The 14,720-nt window shown below is 44.5% G+C and carries 13 protein-coding genes, 3 tRNA genes and 1 rRNA gene; 15 read left to right on the forward strand and 2 right to left on the reverse strand.

The window, feature by feature from the left end:
• The 5 genes from B5G33_RS19230 to B5G33_RS21795 form a co-directional block, all read left to right on the forward strand.
• Positions 1–160, forward strand: a 23S ribosomal RNA gene (locus B5G33_RS19230); the annotation flags it as partial.
• Between the two features lie 254 nt (positions 161–414).
• Positions 415–486, forward strand: a tRNA-Glu gene (locus tag B5G33_RS19235).
• A 52-nt stretch (positions 487–538) separates the two neighbouring features.
• A tRNA-Cys gene (locus tag B5G33_RS19240) sits at positions 539–609 on the forward strand.
• Between the two features lie 6 nt (positions 610–615).
• A tRNA-Asn gene (locus tag B5G33_RS19245) sits at positions 616–688 on the forward strand.
• A 62-nt stretch (positions 689–750) separates the two neighbouring features.
• Entirely contained in the window at positions 751–1,185 is a 435-nt protein-coding gene (locus tag B5G33_RS21795; RefSeq protein ID WP_204247435.1) for a hypothetical protein, read from the forward strand.
• A gap of 91 nt (positions 1,186–1,276) precedes the next feature.
• Here B5G33_RS21795 and B5G33_RS19255 read toward each other — a convergent pair whose 3' ends face one another.
• A complete protein-coding gene (locus B5G33_RS19255) occupies positions 1,277–2,152 on the reverse strand; it encodes a LysR family transcriptional regulator (protein ID WP_087274967.1) in 876 nt (291 codons plus the stop codon).
• A 266-nt stretch (positions 2,153–2,418) separates the two neighbouring features.
• On the opposite strand from B5G33_RS19255, the gene B5G33_RS19260 reads away from it, so the two are divergent.
• Genes B5G33_RS19260 through B5G33_RS19270 form a run of 3 tightly spaced genes read left to right on the forward strand, consistent with a single transcriptional unit; the run spans position 2,419 to position 6,548 of the window.
• Positions 2,419–2,931, forward strand: coding sequence for a MarR family winged helix-turn-helix transcriptional regulator (locus B5G33_RS19260; RefSeq protein WP_087274968.1), 513 nt, complete (start codon positions 2,419–2,421; stop codon positions 2,929–2,931).
• Complete coding sequence (locus B5G33_RS19265; RefSeq protein WP_087418783.1) at positions 2,897–4,636, forward strand: ABC transporter ATP-binding protein; 1,740 nt, start codon at positions 2,897–2,899, stop codon at positions 4,634–4,636. The genes B5G33_RS19260 and B5G33_RS19265 overlap by 35 nt, the downstream gene beginning before the upstream one ends.
• Positions 4,637–4,661: 25 nt before the next feature.
• Positions 4,662–6,548 carry an ABC transporter ATP-binding protein gene (locus B5G33_RS19270; protein ID WP_087418784.1) on the forward strand — a complete coding sequence of 629 codons (1,887 nt, stop codon included), beginning with the start codon at positions 4,662–4,664 and terminating at the stop codon, positions 6,546–6,548.
• Positions 6,549–6,595: 47 nt separating this feature from the next.
• Here the strand turns inward: B5G33_RS19270 and B5G33_RS19275 are convergent, their stop codons facing one another.
• Positions 6,596–7,855 carry a Glu/Leu/Phe/Val family dehydrogenase gene (locus tag B5G33_RS19275; protein WP_087418785.1) on the reverse strand — a complete coding sequence of 420 codons (1,260 nt, stop codon included), beginning with the start codon at positions 7,853–7,855 and terminating at the stop codon, positions 6,596–6,598.
• A 385-nt stretch (positions 7,856–8,240) separates the two neighbouring features.
• On the opposite strand from B5G33_RS19275, the gene B5G33_RS19280 reads away from it, so the two are divergent.
• The 7 genes from B5G33_RS19280 to B5G33_RS19310 all read left to right on the forward strand — a co-directional run bounded on the left by B5G33_RS19280 (position 8,241) and on the right by B5G33_RS19310 (position 14,704).
• Entirely contained in the window at positions 8,241–8,741 is a 501-nt protein-coding gene (locus tag B5G33_RS19280; RefSeq protein ID WP_334293400.1) for an Lrp/AsnC family transcriptional regulator, read from the forward strand.
• 17 nt (positions 8,742–8,758) lie between these two features.
• Positions 8,759–9,952 (forward strand): PucR family transcriptional regulator, encoded by a 1,194-nt coding sequence (locus B5G33_RS19285; protein WP_087418787.1) that lies wholly within the window; start codon positions 8,759–8,761, stop codon positions 9,950–9,952.
• 320 nt (positions 9,953–10,272) lie between these two features.
• Positions 10,273–11,595, forward strand: coding sequence for an aspartate aminotransferase family protein (locus tag B5G33_RS19290; RefSeq protein ID WP_087418801.1), 1,323 nt, complete (start codon positions 10,273–10,275; stop codon positions 11,593–11,595).
• Between the two features lie 13 nt (positions 11,596–11,608).
• Positions 11,609–12,223 carry an AAA family ATPase gene (locus B5G33_RS19295; protein WP_330396747.1) on the forward strand — a complete coding sequence of 205 codons (615 nt, stop codon included), beginning with the start codon at positions 11,609–11,611 and terminating at the stop codon, positions 12,221–12,223.
• 84 nt (positions 12,224–12,307) lie between these two features.
• Complete coding sequence (locus B5G33_RS19300; protein ID WP_087418788.1) at positions 12,308–13,042, forward strand: amino acid ABC transporter ATP-binding protein; 735 nt, start codon at positions 12,308–12,310, stop codon at positions 13,040–13,042.
• 14 nt (positions 13,043–13,056) lie between these two features.
• Positions 13,057–13,776 (forward strand): amino acid ABC transporter permease, encoded by a 720-nt coding sequence (locus B5G33_RS19305; protein WP_087418789.1) that lies wholly within the window; start codon positions 13,057–13,059, stop codon positions 13,774–13,776.
• Between the two features lie 13 nt (positions 13,777–13,789).
• Positions 13,790–14,704 (forward strand): substrate-binding periplasmic protein, encoded by a 915-nt coding sequence (locus B5G33_RS19310; protein ID WP_087418790.1) that lies wholly within the window; start codon positions 13,790–13,792, stop codon positions 14,702–14,704.
• The last annotated feature ends 16 nt before the right edge of the window (positions 14,705–14,720 follow it).

Here is a 14,720-nt window from a genome sequence, read left to right on the forward strand (position 1 = left end):
ATAAACGCTGAAGGCATCTAAGCGTGAAGCCCCCCTCAAGATGAGATGTCCCATCCGAAAGGAGTAAGACCCCTTGAAGACGACGAGGTAGATAGGGCAGAGGTGGAAGTGCAGCAATGTATGGAGCTGACTGCTACTAATCGGTCGAGGGCTTGACCTAATAGCTTAGGAAGCGGCGAGGGAAGTCTGGAACAGACGGGAATGCTTGCATTCCTGGATGAGGAAGACGGACCGAAGTCATTTGCGAAGCAAAGGACACGAAATAAGCCGAAGGCTTATGAGTGACCGGTTGCTAAGCGGACGGGGCCAATACCTAAGTAAAACGGCAAAAGTTGGATATAAAGAGTTTTACATGTGTGGTTTTGAAGGTACAGTAAATTAAACAAGAGCTTCTCTGAGAAGCGTATAAAAAACGGCTCCTTGGTCAAGCGGTTAAGACATCGCCCTTTCACGGCGGTAACACGGGTTCGATTCCCGTAGGAGTCACTTAAAAAAATACTTGCATATTTTATAAATATGTGTGTATAATATAGTATATGGCGCCATAGCCAAGTGGTAAGGCAAAGGTCTGCAACACCTCTATCACCAGTTCAAATCTGGTTGGCGCCTCTCTAATCCTCCTTAGCTCAGTCGGTAGAGCATGCGGCTGTTAACCGCAGTGTCGTTGGTTCGAGTCCAACAGGGGGAGTTGGAAACCTGTAAATGAAAGTTTACAGGTTTTATTTTTTTATGCAGAAAAGAGGAAAAGTAATGATATATACTGTATTAAAAATAGAGGAAGATCTGGACTATGGATGTGAGGACAGAAGAGATGACCAGACGGTTATGGCTGTAGTTACTCTCAGATCAGAAGAAGGAGAGGAATGTACAAGGAAAATTTCGGATCAGCTCCTTTATGAAAGAGAGATTGCCCAGGGAGATGAAGTGTTCTTTGATGAAAATGATCAGATACGAAAAAGATTAGGAAAAGACTGGACAAAGCACTGCAACAGCAAAAATACCAATACACAGGAATTCTCGGGCTGGCTGCAGGCTGCCAGAACAGGAGAAAACATTCAGAAGATATGTCCCTTCTGTGGAGGAAATGTTGGCATCCTATCCAATATAGAAGGGCATACTCTGATAGGATGCGATTCCTGTGATATGCATATTGAACTGGACATAACCGGGGATATAGATATATAACAAAAAAAGGAACTCTCTGCAGGATCAGTGGTTTTGTGGTTTTGGCAGCAAAACAGGATCCTGCAGGGAGTTTTTATAATTTACGGGTATATTAAACGGTATCTCTCATGTGTCTGGAAAGAAGTGCAAGAAAGCGTTTCAGAACCGGATGATCATGGTCATACGGATAATATACGCCGAAGGACACTTTGGGAAGGCCGGTTACCGGAATGTAGCACAGGCCCGGATCCCTGGTGTGGGGAATGTCAGGATACAGGGTATATCCTATCTCAGCTTTTACAAGGGTAAAGGCGCTTTCAAGACTGTCGGTGATAAATCTTTGCTCAGAAGGCAAAGTCATGAAAATATTATTTTGTATTGTAAAAACAGAATCCGGAAGCTGCCGGGGGGAGCAGGCAATAAAATTCCCCTGCAGTTGTCCTTTGGTCAGGGCTTTATATTGGGCCAGGGGAAGATTGGGCGAGCAGACACAGGCTATATGGGCAGAAGCAAGTTCTTTGTACCACAAAGAAGATGTCTTCTGCCCATATTTTATGCCCAAAGCCGCCAGAAGCTGAGTGTTTTCCACCATTCCCAGGATAGATGGGAACGGGACCAGGCGGATGGAAGGACGGAGCAGGGGAAATTCCTCAGACAGTTCCTTCAAAATGGGAGGGAGAAGGTTCATTTCTGTATAATTATGACATCCCAGATCAAATGGGATAAGATGTTCATGCCTTCCCAGACGCTCTTTTGCAGACAGAGCGGTTTTCAGAATCAGCTGGGCATCTGCAAAAAAGGAAATCCCTTCCTGGGTAAGAGTCACGCTTTTGCTTGTGCGATTGAATAATTTTACATCCAGTTCTTCCTCCAGAGTCTGGATCTGATGACTGACTGCAGGCTGGGTGATCTTCAGCACCCGGGAAGCTTTGGAAAAATTCAGATGTTCCGCCACGGTGACGAAACATTCTAATTGTACGGTATTCATAGGGTTGCCTCCGAAATTATTTTAAGATTATTGAGCGATATCAAAAATGATTTTTATGAATTCTATCATCTTTTTAAATATTGTTCAAGATTAAAAAATAAGAAAATAAAATAAATACCTATAAAGAATATTTATAGAATATAAGAATTTTGAATTTCACATTTGCTTAAATCTGCACTAGAATCATCTATGGACAAAAAATAAGGATACGAACTGTTCGGGTTTGAAATAACCCATGAAAAAACTTACAGGAGGTGCTCAAAAGAATGACAGAAGATTTCAGAACAGAAGAATTGCTCTTCATGGTCAGAAAAATCAGTCTGGATCTGACAGCGCAGATAGAATTGTGCTTTAAAAGTGAAAATATGAGTGGAATTCAGGCCTATTTCATGGTGTATATTCTGAGACATCATCCGGAAGGGACGTATCTTACGGAACTTTCTCATGAAATCGGAGTCTCGAAATCAACGCTGTCGGCACTGATAAAAAAACTGAGAGAAAAAGGTTATCTTTATTTTCAGGAAAATCCCTGTGACGTCCGAAAAAAGAAAGTGCTCCCTACAGAAAAACTGAAAGCCGAAGGCAATATTTTTTTGCAGAAGGCCGAAGAGATGGAGTCTGAGATCTGCAGTGTGTTCAGCGGTCAGGAAAAAGCACAGTTCTGGAAACTGGAACAGAAGCTGCTGACTCAGCTGTCCGGAATGGAGCATGAGGAAACAAAAACAGACAGGAGGTTTATTTACCGTGAGAAAAGTTTTACAACAGCTCAAACAGTATAAGCGGGAGACCTTTCTATGTATCGGTTTGACCGCCCTTGAAGTCATTATGGAAATATTGATGCCGTTTATTACAGCCATGATCATAGATCATGGGCTTGAAGTAAGCAATCTGCCGGCAGTCTACCATTATGGTGCCGTTATGGTGCTTATGGCGTTCCTGAGTCTGCTTTTCGGCGCTATGGCAGGAAAGAATGCTGCGGGAGCGGCATCGGGCCTTTCTGCCAATCTCCGTGAGGCGATTTACACCAATATTCAGACCTTTTCTTTTTCCAACATTGATAAGTTTAGTGTACCGGGTCTGGTTACCCGTATGACAACGGATATCACTAATGTGCAGAATGCTTTTATGATGATCATCCGTGTGGCGGTCCGGGCTCCGCTGAACCTGATATTCAGTTTTATTATGTGTATGATCATCAGCCCCAGGTTAAGCGCCATGTTCCTGATCGCCGTTGTATTTCTGGTAATCGTTATCGGCTCTATTATGGTGATCACACTGAAGATCTTCAATCAGGTATTCCGGAGATATGATGACTTAAACGCCAGTGTACAGGAAAATGTATCCGCTATCCGGGTAGTAAAAGCCTTTGTTCGTGAGGACTACGAAAACGTTAAATTCTCAAAAGCATCAAAGATGCTTTATGACCTTTCTGTAAAGGCAGAGGGGTTTCTGGCGTTTAACAACCCGGCTATGATGGTGGCTGTTTATTTCTGTATTATTTCTGTTTCCTGGTTCGGCGCACAGTTTATTGTAGGCGGTTCTATGACAACCGGAGATCTTACCAGTCTGTTCAGCTACATTATGTCTCTGCTGATGAGCCTGATGATGCTTTCTATGGTAGTGGTTATGATCAGTATGTCTATGGCAAGTATCCGCCGTATCAGCGAAGTTTTAAATGAAAGACCAGATCTGACAGACCCGGAAGATCCTGTTATGACTGTATCAGATGGACAGATTGATTTTAACCATGTGAATTTTTCCTACAAACACGGCAGCGGAAAGAATGCTCTGTCAGATATTGACCTTCATATTAAGAGCGGTGAGACCATCGGTGTTATCGGAGGTACAGGATCCGGAAAGAGTACTCTGGTAAACCTGATCTGCCGCCTCTATGATGTGGATGAGGGTTCAGTCTGTGTAGGGGGCGTAGATGTGCGAAAATACGATACAGAGGTACTCAGAAATCAGGTTTCTGTGGTACTCCAGAAAAACACCCTGTTTTCTGGTACCATTCTGGATAACCTTCGCTGGGGCAATCCGGATGCTACAGATGAAGAATGTGTAGAGGCATGTAAGGCTGCCTGTGCCGATGAATTTATCGACCGGATGCCGGAGGGCTATCATACCAATATCGCCCGTGGGGGCGCCAATGTTTCCGGAGGACAGAAGCAGCGTTTATGTATTGCCAGAGCCCTTCTGAAGAAACCGAAGGTCCTGATCCTGGATGACTCCACCAGTGCGGTAGATACGGCAACTGACGCCAGTATCCGGGCCGCTTTTGCTAAAGAGATCCCAGGAACTACCAAGATCATTATTGCCCAGCGTATTTCCAGTGTACAGTCCGCAGACAGGATCCTTGTACTGGACAACGGACGGATCGATGCTTTTGACACCCATGACAATCTGCTGAAGAGCAATGCGATCTATCAGGAAATCTATCATTCACAGATGGAGGGCGGCGGCGATTTCGATCAGCCCGCTTAATTCAGAAAGGAGGAAAAACTGACTTATGAGTAATAAACAATCAAGACCTGAAAAGACTTCAGCTACAAAGCTGATCAGCAGGGTCATCCGATATATGCTGCATTATTACAAAATTCCGTTTTTGCTTGTTATCGTCTGTATTCTGATCACGGCCATTGCAACCGTTGTAGGGGCTACTTTCCCCCAGACACTGGTAGATGATTACATAACACCTATGCTGGCCAATGGTTCCAATGACTTCAGCGGTCTGGCCGCTGATCTGGTACAGCTGGCCTGTATCATGGCTATAGGTGTTATCACAGCATTCAGCTACAACCGGATCATGGTAAATGTAAGCCAGGGAACCATGCGCCATCTGAGAGATGATCTTTTCCGGAAAATGGAAGCTTTGCCTATCAAATATTTTGATAACCATGCCCACGGTGACATTATGTCTGTGTATACCAATGATGTGGATACTCTGCGGCAGCTTCTCAGCCAGAGCATTCCTCAGATCATAAACTCTGTGATCACTATGGCGGCAACTCTGGTCACTATGATCGTTTTGAATCCGGCTCTGACAGTGATTTCTATCCTGACGGCCGTGGTGATGCTGTTTGTTACCTCAAATTTCTCAAAGCTTTCAGGAAGATATTATATCCGGCAGCAGATGGACCTGGGAACCGTGGACGGATTTATTGAAGAGATGCTGGATGGACAGAAAGTTGTTAAGGTGTTCTGCCATGAGCAGGCGGCTATGGCAGATTTTCATAAGGTAAATGAAGAACTGAGAAACAGTACCAATAAAGCCAATACCTATGCCAACCTGCTGATGCCGGTGAATGCCAATATCGGCTGGATCAGTTATGCGTTGGTGGCTATTATAGGCGCGATCCTGGGAATCAACGGACTGGCAGGTGTTACTATTGGAACTGTAGTAACCTTTGTGGGACTGAATAAGAGTTTTACCAACCCTATCACCCAGGTCAGCCAGCAGATCAACTTTGTGGTCAACGCCGCAGCCGGCGCCCAGCGTGTATTTGATCTGATGGATCAGACACCGGAGAAAGATGAAGGTTATGTAGAACTGGTCAATGCAAAAGAAGACGAAAATGGAAACCTGACAGAGTCTGAAACAAGGACAAATCTGTGGGCATGGAAACATCCTCACAAAGCAGAGGGGACTGTTACCTATACAAAACTGGAAGGTGCGGTTGTTTTTGATGATGTAGATTTCGGCTACACGGATGATAAGATCGTCCTGCATAATATCAGTCTTTGGGCAAAACCGGGACAGAAGATCGCCTTTGTAGGAGCTACCGGTGCCGGAAAGACTACCATTACCAACCTGATCAACCGTTTCTATGACATAGCAGATGGAAAGATCCGTTACGACGGTATCAATATCAATAAGATTAAAAAGCCGGATCTGCGCCGTTCTCTGGGTATGGTCCTTCAGGATACCCACCTGTTTACCGGTACGGTTATGGACAATATCCGTTACGGTAAGCTGGATGCTACAGATGAAGAATGTATCAAAGCTGCCAAGCTGGCGAATGCCGATGGATTTATCCGCCGTCTGCCTGATGGATACAATACCCTGCTTACCGGAGACGGAGCCAATTTAAGCCAGGGACAGCGTCAGCTGCTGGCTATTGCCAGAGCGGCTGTAGCAGATCCGCCGGCTTTGATCCTGGACGAGGCGACCTCCTCTATTGATACCCGTACTGAGAAACTGGTACAGGACGGTATGGACGCTCTGATGAAGGGACGTACTACTTTTGTCATCGCTCACCGTCTGTCAACGGTTAAAAACTCTGACTGTATCATGGTCATGGAGCAGGGGCGTATTATTGAGCGCGGTACCCATGACGATCTGATCGCGGCAAAAGGCAAGTACTATCAATTATATACAGGAAATTTTGCAGATTAAAGATAAATGCCCGGGGCGGGAAAATTCCGCCCCGGGCATTTGAGCTTTCAGGGAAAAATCCCTTTCATTTTTTCTGCGGTCACCAGCTTCCTCAGGGCAACGATATAAGCTGCCATGCGGAAGGAGCAGTGACATTCTTCTTTGGTATCCAGAAGATTCTGGAAAGATTTACTCATGAGTTTTTCCAACATTTCATTGACCTGGTCTCTGTCCCAGGTCAGTTCCTGGATATTCTGTACCCATTCAAAATAGGAAACGATCACGCCTCCGCTGTTGGCAAAGATATCCGGGATCAACGTGATGCCTCTCTTTTCCAGGATAGTGTCAGCCTCTTCCGTAGTGGGGCCGTTGGCTGCTTCTACGATATAAGAGCAGTTCAGTTTATCTGCATTATCGGCTGTGATCTGATTTTCCATGGCAGCGGGAACAAGCACATCACATTTACAGGTAAGAACCTCCTGGTTAGAGATATGTTCTACTCCAGGAGCATCGTAATCTTGCAGAAGCGTTCCAGGATTTTCCAGAAAACGGGATATCTCATCAATATCCAGACCGTCTTTGCAGAAAAGTCCGCCGGAAATGTCGCTTATGGCAAGGACTTTAACCCCTCTGTGATAAAAGACACGGGCGGCATTGGCCCCTACATTTCCCATTCCCTGGATAGCAACAGTGGTGCCGGCCAGTTGTTTCCCATTCTGAGCCAGCAGGAGTTTGGTGCTGATGACTACGCCACGGCCTGTGGCAGAATTTCTTCCCCGGGATCCGCCCAGTTCTACAGGTTTTCCTGTTACCACCCCCGGACAGGGATGTCCTTTTAACTGACTGTAAGTATCCAGAAGCCAGGCCATAGTCTGGGGATTGGTATTTACATCCGGAGCGGGGATATCTGTATCTGCACCGATAATCGGGGCGATGGCGAAAGTATAACGTCTTGTGAGATTCCTGAGTTCTCTGACAGAAAGACTGTGAGGATCTACCTTGATACCACCCTTCGCTCCTCCATATGGGATATCTGCGACAGCACATTTCAGTGTCATCCAGGTGGCGAGAGCTTTGACTTCATTTAAGTCACAGTCCTGGTGATAGCGGATACCGCCTTTAAAAGGCCCGCGGATATTGGAATGCTGCACCCGATATCCTTCAAAGACTTTGACGGTGCCGTCATCCATTTCAACAGGCAGATATACTTTGGTTTCACGCTGGGGATTTTTCAGGATCTCAAACATAGACTGGTCAATATGGCCTATTTCCATGGCTTTTGTCATAGTGTCGATTACATTGGTATAGGGATTATAAGTATGTGACATGTTGTTCTCCTTTACTGTATATTTTGTCGCTGCGCATCAACTGTGTGCAATGGTAGGACTTTTCCCCGGAAAAGTCAATGAGCCGGGATAAGAACAAAAAACATTTATTTTTTTCTGCATATGCACTTTAAAATACAAAGAAATGGAAGTATATACTTAAAAAAATTAAGTGCATTGACAAAACGGAAGGCTGCTGTTATCCTTAAGCGGTAGACAGCAGATAAATAAAAAAGATACGAAGGCGTATTTACCGTAAAAGGTGAATGCGCTTTTTTTTATTCCCACGAGCAAGGAGCCGGGCGGATATGCGGGCATGTCCATTTGGCGACTGCCGCGAGGTTCTTTGACTAAAGCAAAAGGAGAAAACAAGATGAAAAAGGATGTGTTGGATACAGCGGACAAAATCATTCTGGATATACTCCAGGAAAATGCCAAGACCCCTTTAAAGGATATTGCCAGGAAAGTCTATCTTTCAACTCCCGCAGTTTCGGCCAGGATCGAGAAGATGGAAAAGGAAGGGATCATCACCGGCTATTATGCCCAGGTCAATCCTGTGGCTCTGGGATATCATATCAAAGCCCTGATCAATCTGGAGGTACCGCCGGAGGATAAAAAAGAGTTTTATCCTTTTGTAAAAGCATGTTCCAATGTGATCGAATGCAACTGTGTGACAGGTGATTATTCTATGGTACTGGAAGTGCTTTTCCCAAGCACAATAGAACTGGATCAGTTTATCGGGGAACTTCAGAGGTTCGGGAGGACAAAGACACTGATCGTATTTTCAACTTCTGTAGAACACAGAGGGATTACTTCAGATATTGATTCCAAAGGGATGGGGGATAGAGGCCAAGGAGCTGCGGGCGGCAGTTATGGACAGCCTGTTTAGACAAGAAAGGAGTATATATGAAAGTTACATGCAGAAGTATTTTAACTCTCCCTTATGCCAATCAGCTGAAGCCTGTGGCGGGAAAGGAGGGGATGGATCATGTGATCTCCTGGGTTTATTATATGGAAGAGCCCCATTACATCGAGTGGCTGAAAGGGGGAGAACTGGTTCTGATCACCGGGCTTGTAACAAAAGAACGGGAGGACCGTCTTCTGGAGCTGCTCAATGCATTGTATGAAAAAAATGTAGCGGGGATCATTATAAATCTGGGTGTTTATATAAAAACGATTCCTCAGTCAGTTCTTGACAGGGGTGATTTTCTGGGACTGCCAATATTTGAAATGCCGGAGCTTCTCAGGATCGTGGATATCAGCCAGAGTATATGCTTTGCTATATGCAGACAGGAAAAAGAAGAATATGATGTATCAGTAGCTCTTCTGGGACTCCTGTCCGGCAGCAGGCTGACCGCAAAGCGGATCAGCTGTCTGGAAGCCGCGGGATATCAGTCCAGGAAAAAGTATCGAGGGATCGTCATACAGAGCCTGGATCTGTTGACATCTGTATCAGAGAAAGAACCTATTTACAGCGAGGATGATCAGCGGGAGAAGGCGTTTCATCTGCTGGATCAGACAGTGAGAAATTTTATGCAGGAAAAAGAATGTCTCACTACCAATGATGATGAAAACTATATCTGTATGGCCCCTGCAGATGAAGAAGACCATATACTGGAAGAAATGGAAGGCCTTGCGGAATTTTTCCATAGCAAGTATAAAAACGGGAGATTCAGGATTGGTGTGGGAAGTGTTTTTTCTGATCTTCGGCAGTTTAAAAACAGTGTGGACAGTGCGCTGGAGGCCATCCGCATCGGGGCCGATAACCAGAAGGGCAAAGAAATATTTGTCTATGATGATATGATACTTTTAAGAATTTTTGACAGGTTTGAAGATAAAGAAGAACTGCGCCAGATCGCCTCACAGGTGTTGAAGGAACTGATGCTGCCAGACTATGAAGAACTGCTGAAAACTCTGGAAGAATATGTAAGAGCAGGTTTTCAGGCGAAGGCTGCTGCAGGAAACTTGTATATCCATGAAAATACCATGCACTATCGCCTGAAAAAAATCGGGGATATTCTGCAAATGGATCTGAAAGATTATCAGGATCTGTTTAAGATTAATCTGGCTCTGGAAATCCTGAATGTATGCGGAAACTGAAAAATACAGCCGGGATTATGGCCAAAGAACAAAATATCAAGCGGGATTATGTGACTGAAATACAAAAACATCTTTTGGAATTTATGTGCATATGGATTAAAACCAAAAAGGATTCTTTTATATTTTAGTAAAATCGCAATAATATTTCCGGAAAATCAGAAAAGAACTGAAAAAAGTAAAGAAGAAATTATTTTCGGGAAGAGGGTTGAAAAAAATAAAATTTGTTATAAAATTGCATAACATAAGATTTAAGCGAAGGAGCTGACAGAGACATGTCGGCTCCTTTTTCTTTATCCGGAAGAAGAGAGGTGGAGGAGCTTATGAAAAAATATCATATATGCGGTTCCAAGATCCTGCATGAAGATCTGAAAAAATATATGCCCGGGGGAGTCAGCAGTTCTTTTCACAAACCTCAGTATCGGGATTATCCCCTGGCGATAGATTACGGGAAAGGTTCAAAGCTTTATGATGTAGACGGAAATGAATACATAGACTATATCGGCGGTTTCGGACCGATGATCCTGGGATATGCCCCAAAAGCAGTTAATGAGGCTGTGGAGGAACAGCTGAAATACGGATCTCATTTTTCATCGCCTACCCTTTCTATACTGGAGCTGTGCAGGCTGCTGACGGAAGTGATCCCGTCAGCGGAAATGGTCAGTTTTCAGAATTCCGGAACAGAAGCCGTAATGCAGGCTTTGAGGCTGGCAAGAGCCTACACGGGGAAAAATAAGATCATTAAATTTGAAGGCCAGTATCATGGATGGGCAGATGAGGAGAAGATTACCATCAGTGCTTCCTCCGTAGAGGAACTGGGAGATAGAGAAAATCCCAACAGGATACTCCATACCAGGGGGATGAGACCGGACAGTGCCCAGTGGCTGTACATTGCTCCCTGGAATGATCTGGACTATCTGGAAAAATTGATGAAAGAGCATTGCCATGAGATTGCCGCAGTTATTACGGAACCGGTTATGTGCGATTCCGGTCCCATTCTTCCCCGTCCGGGATTTCTGGAAGGACTGCGGGAGCTGACCTTAAAATATGGGATCCTGCTGATCTTTGATGAGGTGATCACCGGATTTCGGGTGGCTCTTGGAGGAGCCCAGGAGTATTATCATGTAACGCCGGAGCTGTCAACTTTCGCAAAGGCCGTAACTGCAGGATATCCTTTCGGGGTGATCGCAGGGAAAAAGGAGATCATGGATGGGGGAGTTCCTTCATCCGGTACTTTCAACGGAAATCCGGTAGGTGTTGCCGCGGCGCTGGCTACGATACAAGAGCTTAAAAATCCGGGGACATACAGACACCTGGAAGAAATAGGAAATGCTCTTGCAGATGGCTTTCAGAAACTGGCGGTTAAATACGGGATTCCTATTTACACCAGAGCAGTAGGCGGGATTTTTATTCTTTACTTCGGATTTGAGGAGGATGTCTTGGATTACAGAGAATGGCTGGAGAAGGCAGATGTGAAATTCTATGAAAGGTTTGTAAAAGGCTGTGAAAAGTATGGCGTCCGGTTTACAGATCAAAGAGGGAGAGAATATATTTCTACGGCACATACTATGGAGGATGTGAAACGTACTTTGCAGATCGCGGATGTAGTCTTAGGAGAGATCACAGAAGGATACAGGGAAGATTAAAGGAGGAGAGAGCATGGTGAAAAGATATGTAGTTACGATAACAAGAGAGTTTGGAAGTATGGGACGGCCCATTGCCAAGAGAACAGCGGAGCTTTTAGGAATTGAATATTATGACAGAGACATTGTAGAGGAGACGGCTAAGCGAATGAATATGCCTCTGTCTTCTGTTTCCAGAGAAGAAGAGAGAGCCAAGAGACCGTTTTTCGGTATGAAATATCCCCTTGGAATGGGAACCACAGATGTACAGGATAATATTTTCATCGCCCAGCAGAAGATCATCAATCAGCTGGTGGAGAGAGGTCCCTGTATTGTGGTGGGAAGGTGTTCCGATTATATTTTAAAGAATATGGAAAACGCTTTTCATGTTTATATTTATGCCAGCTATGAAAATAAAATGAAAAACTGTGTGGAACTGCTGGGAATGAAGGAAAAAGAAGCTATAAAGATGATTCATGATGTAGATAAAGCCAGGGCCCAGTACCACAAACATTATGCAGGTTATGCAATGGATGATCCGAAATATAAAGACCTGATGATCAATTCCCATTTACTGGGAGTTGAGGGGACCTCGGAACTTCTGGTAGATATTGTAAAAAGAAAATTCATAGATGATTCAAAGGAAGAATAAAGCAACGGCGCTTATCCAAAGACAATCCAGATCTTCGGACAGGCGCTGTTTTTACATAGAAAAATAAAAAAAGGAGGAGTCTCCATGGCATTATTGGAAATTAAAAATCTTTCGAAATCATTCGGAGATCTGCAGGTATTAAAGGATATCAATATCCAGGTAGAAAAAGGAGAGGTTATTGTAATCATCGGCCCTTCTGGGTCCGGTAAAAGTACGATGCTCAGATGCTGTAATCTGCTGGAAAAGCCTACGGGAGGGCAGATCATATATAAGGGAGAAGACATTACAGGTCTTGGGAAAAAGGTTAAAAATTATCGAAAAAGCGTGGGCATGGTTTTTCAAAGGTTTAATCTTTTTGTAAATAAAACAGTACTGGACAACGTTACTATAGCCCCGATCCAGTTGAATAAGCTTCCCAAGGCAGAGGCGGAAGCCAAAGCGCTGGATCTTCTGGATAAGGTAGGGCTGAAGTCTAAGGCAGGGGTTTATCCGGAGACACTTTCCGGAGGCCAGCAGCAGCGGGTGGCCATCGCCAGAGCCCTTGCCATGGATCCGGAAGCACTGCTTTTTGACGAGCCTACTTCCGCTCTGGATCCGGAACTGGTGGGAGATGTTCTTGAAGTTATGAAGAAACTGGCAAAGGACGGTATGACCATGCTGGTGGTAACTCATGAAATGGGATTTGCAAGAGATGTGGCAGACCGTGTTATTTTCATGGCCGACGGCTATATCGTGGAAGAAGGCACTCCCGATGAGATCTTTACTAATCCAAAAAATGAGAGAACAAAGGCATTTCTTTCCAGGGTGCTGGAAAAATAAGGAGGTTATTGTTTATGAATTTACATTGGGCGCGAGCTTTTCAACAATTAATGCCGAGTCTGATCCAGGGCGTCGGCGTTGTATTATATGTAACGGCTCTTGGATTTATAGGAGCTTTGATCCTGGCACTGCTTCTTGCTATCGGAAGAGTAAGTAAAAATAAGATTTTAAACAGGATTCTTATAGTATTTATTGAATTTATCAGAGGTACGCCTCTTCTTGTGCAGTTCTTCTATATTTACTATGTAATTCCTATGTTGATAGATGGTATAGCCGCAGTTTTTGGTATGGAAATCGATGTGCAGTTTTCTGCTACCTTTTCCGGTATCGTAGGATTTACCATTAATTATGGCTGTTATATGTCAGAGGTAATCCGTTCAGCCATCCTGTCTGTAGATCCGGGACAGCGGGAAGCCGGACTGGCTCTGGGATTTTCAGAAACCCAGGTATTGTTTAAATTTATTATTCCCCCGGCAGTGAGAAACTCTATTCCCGTATTTGGAAACTACCTGGTCATGATGATCAAGGATACTTCCCTGCTGGCTATGATCTCTGTACAGGAACTGCTGCTCCGGGCAAAAACTTTTGCCTCTCAGACCTTCATGACCGTAGAGGCATATACCATTGTGGCACTTGTATATCTGATCTTATCGGTACCTCTTTCCCGTCTGGCAGTGGCTCTTGAGAGACATTTAAAACGGGCAAGATTAAAACAAAAAGAAATCAAAGGATAAAGGAGAGATTATTATGAAGAAAAAGTTATTATCTATTGTATTGGCGGCGGCTTTGGGTACAGCTTTACTGACAGGCTGTTCAGTGAGTCAGAAAACAACGTCCGGGTCTGACAGTGATACTGGTTCAGATTCTGCAGCTGCGGACAGTGAGTCTTCAGGGGAGGAATCCGCATTACTCAAAGAAATCAAAGATAAAGGTTATATCACTATCGCCACTTCAAACGACGCGCCCTTCTGCTATTATGATGTGGATACCAATGAATTGACAGGGCTTGATGTGGATATTTTGCAGGAAATCTGCAACCGGCTTGGCATTCCTGAGATCAAGGCAAATGTAACAGATTTTTCGAATATGCTGATCGAGTTAAATAATAAGAATGTAGATATGGTAGCAGACGCCATGTATATCACCGATGAAAGACTGCAGCAGGATCTATTTACTGACGTGTGGTACACAGAAGGAGAGGCTGTTGTGACAAAAACAGATTCTGAATTTACCACAAAAGAATCTCTGAAAGATGCTTCTGTAGGCGCACAGCCCGGAACTGCTTTCTACGAGCTGGCACAGCAGTGGGCACAGGATGGAACCGTGAAAGAAGTGGTTTCTTATGAGAATCAGGCCACTCTTATGACCGCTGTCAATACAGGTAAAGTAGATGCGGCTGTTACAGACGGTATTGTAGCTGCCTACACTCTGTCCCAGGATTCCAGCCTGGATCTGAAGCTGATGAGCCCTTATGAGGCTGAGGCAACAGGACGGATCGGCGCGGCTGTCCGTTTTGAGGATAAGGATTTTCTGGAAGAAGTTAATGGAGCTCTCAACGATATGAAAGAGGATGGAACACTTATGAAGATCTTGGAAAACTACGGATTATCCGAAGACTATTTTATCGGCGTAGATGAGGGAAAAACAGAAAACGTACAGTAAGTAGAGAGGCGAGATC

Source organism: Blautia sp. An81, assembly GCF_002161285.1.
Lineage (GTDB): Bacteria > Bacillota > Clostridia > Lachnospirales > Lachnospiraceae > Blautia > Blautia ornithocaccae.

Coding starts and splice junctions, on each gene's coding strand:
- B5G33_RS21795 (WP_204247435.1), top strand. CDS start 751: ATGATATATACTGTATTAAAAATAGAGGAAGATCTGGACTATGGATGT.
- B5G33_RS19255 (WP_087274967.1), bottom strand. CDS start 2,152: ATGAATACCGTACAATTAGAATGTTTCGTCACCGTGGCGGAACATCTG.
- B5G33_RS19260 (WP_087274968.1), top strand. CDS start 2,419: ATGACAGAAGATTTCAGAACAGAAGAATTGCTCTTCATGGTCAGAAAA.
- B5G33_RS19270 (WP_087418784.1), top strand. CDS start 4,662: ATGAGTAATAAACAATCAAGACCTGAAAAGACTTCAGCTACAAAGCTG.
- B5G33_RS19275 (WP_087418785.1), bottom strand. CDS start 7,855: ATGTCACATACTTATAATCCCTATACCAATGTAATCGACACTATGACA.
- B5G33_RS19285 (WP_087418787.1), top strand. CDS start 8,759: ATGAAAGTTACATGCAGAAGTATTTTAACTCTCCCTTATGCCAATCAG.
- B5G33_RS19290 (WP_087418801.1), top strand. CDS start 10,273: ATGAAAAAATATCATATATGCGGTTCCAAGATCCTGCATGAAGATCTG.
- B5G33_RS19295 (WP_330396747.1), top strand. CDS start 11,609: ATGGTGAAAAGATATGTAGTTACGATAACAAGAGAGTTTGGAAGTATG.
- B5G33_RS19300 (WP_087418788.1), top strand. CDS start 12,308: ATGGCATTATTGGAAATTAAAAATCTTTCGAAATCATTCGGAGATCTG.
- B5G33_RS19305 (WP_087418789.1), top strand. CDS start 13,057: ATGAATTTACATTGGGCGCGAGCTTTTCAACAATTAATGCCGAGTCTG.
- B5G33_RS19310 (WP_087418790.1), top strand. CDS start 13,790: ATGAAGAAAAAGTTATTATCTATTGTATTGGCGGCGGCTTTGGGTACA.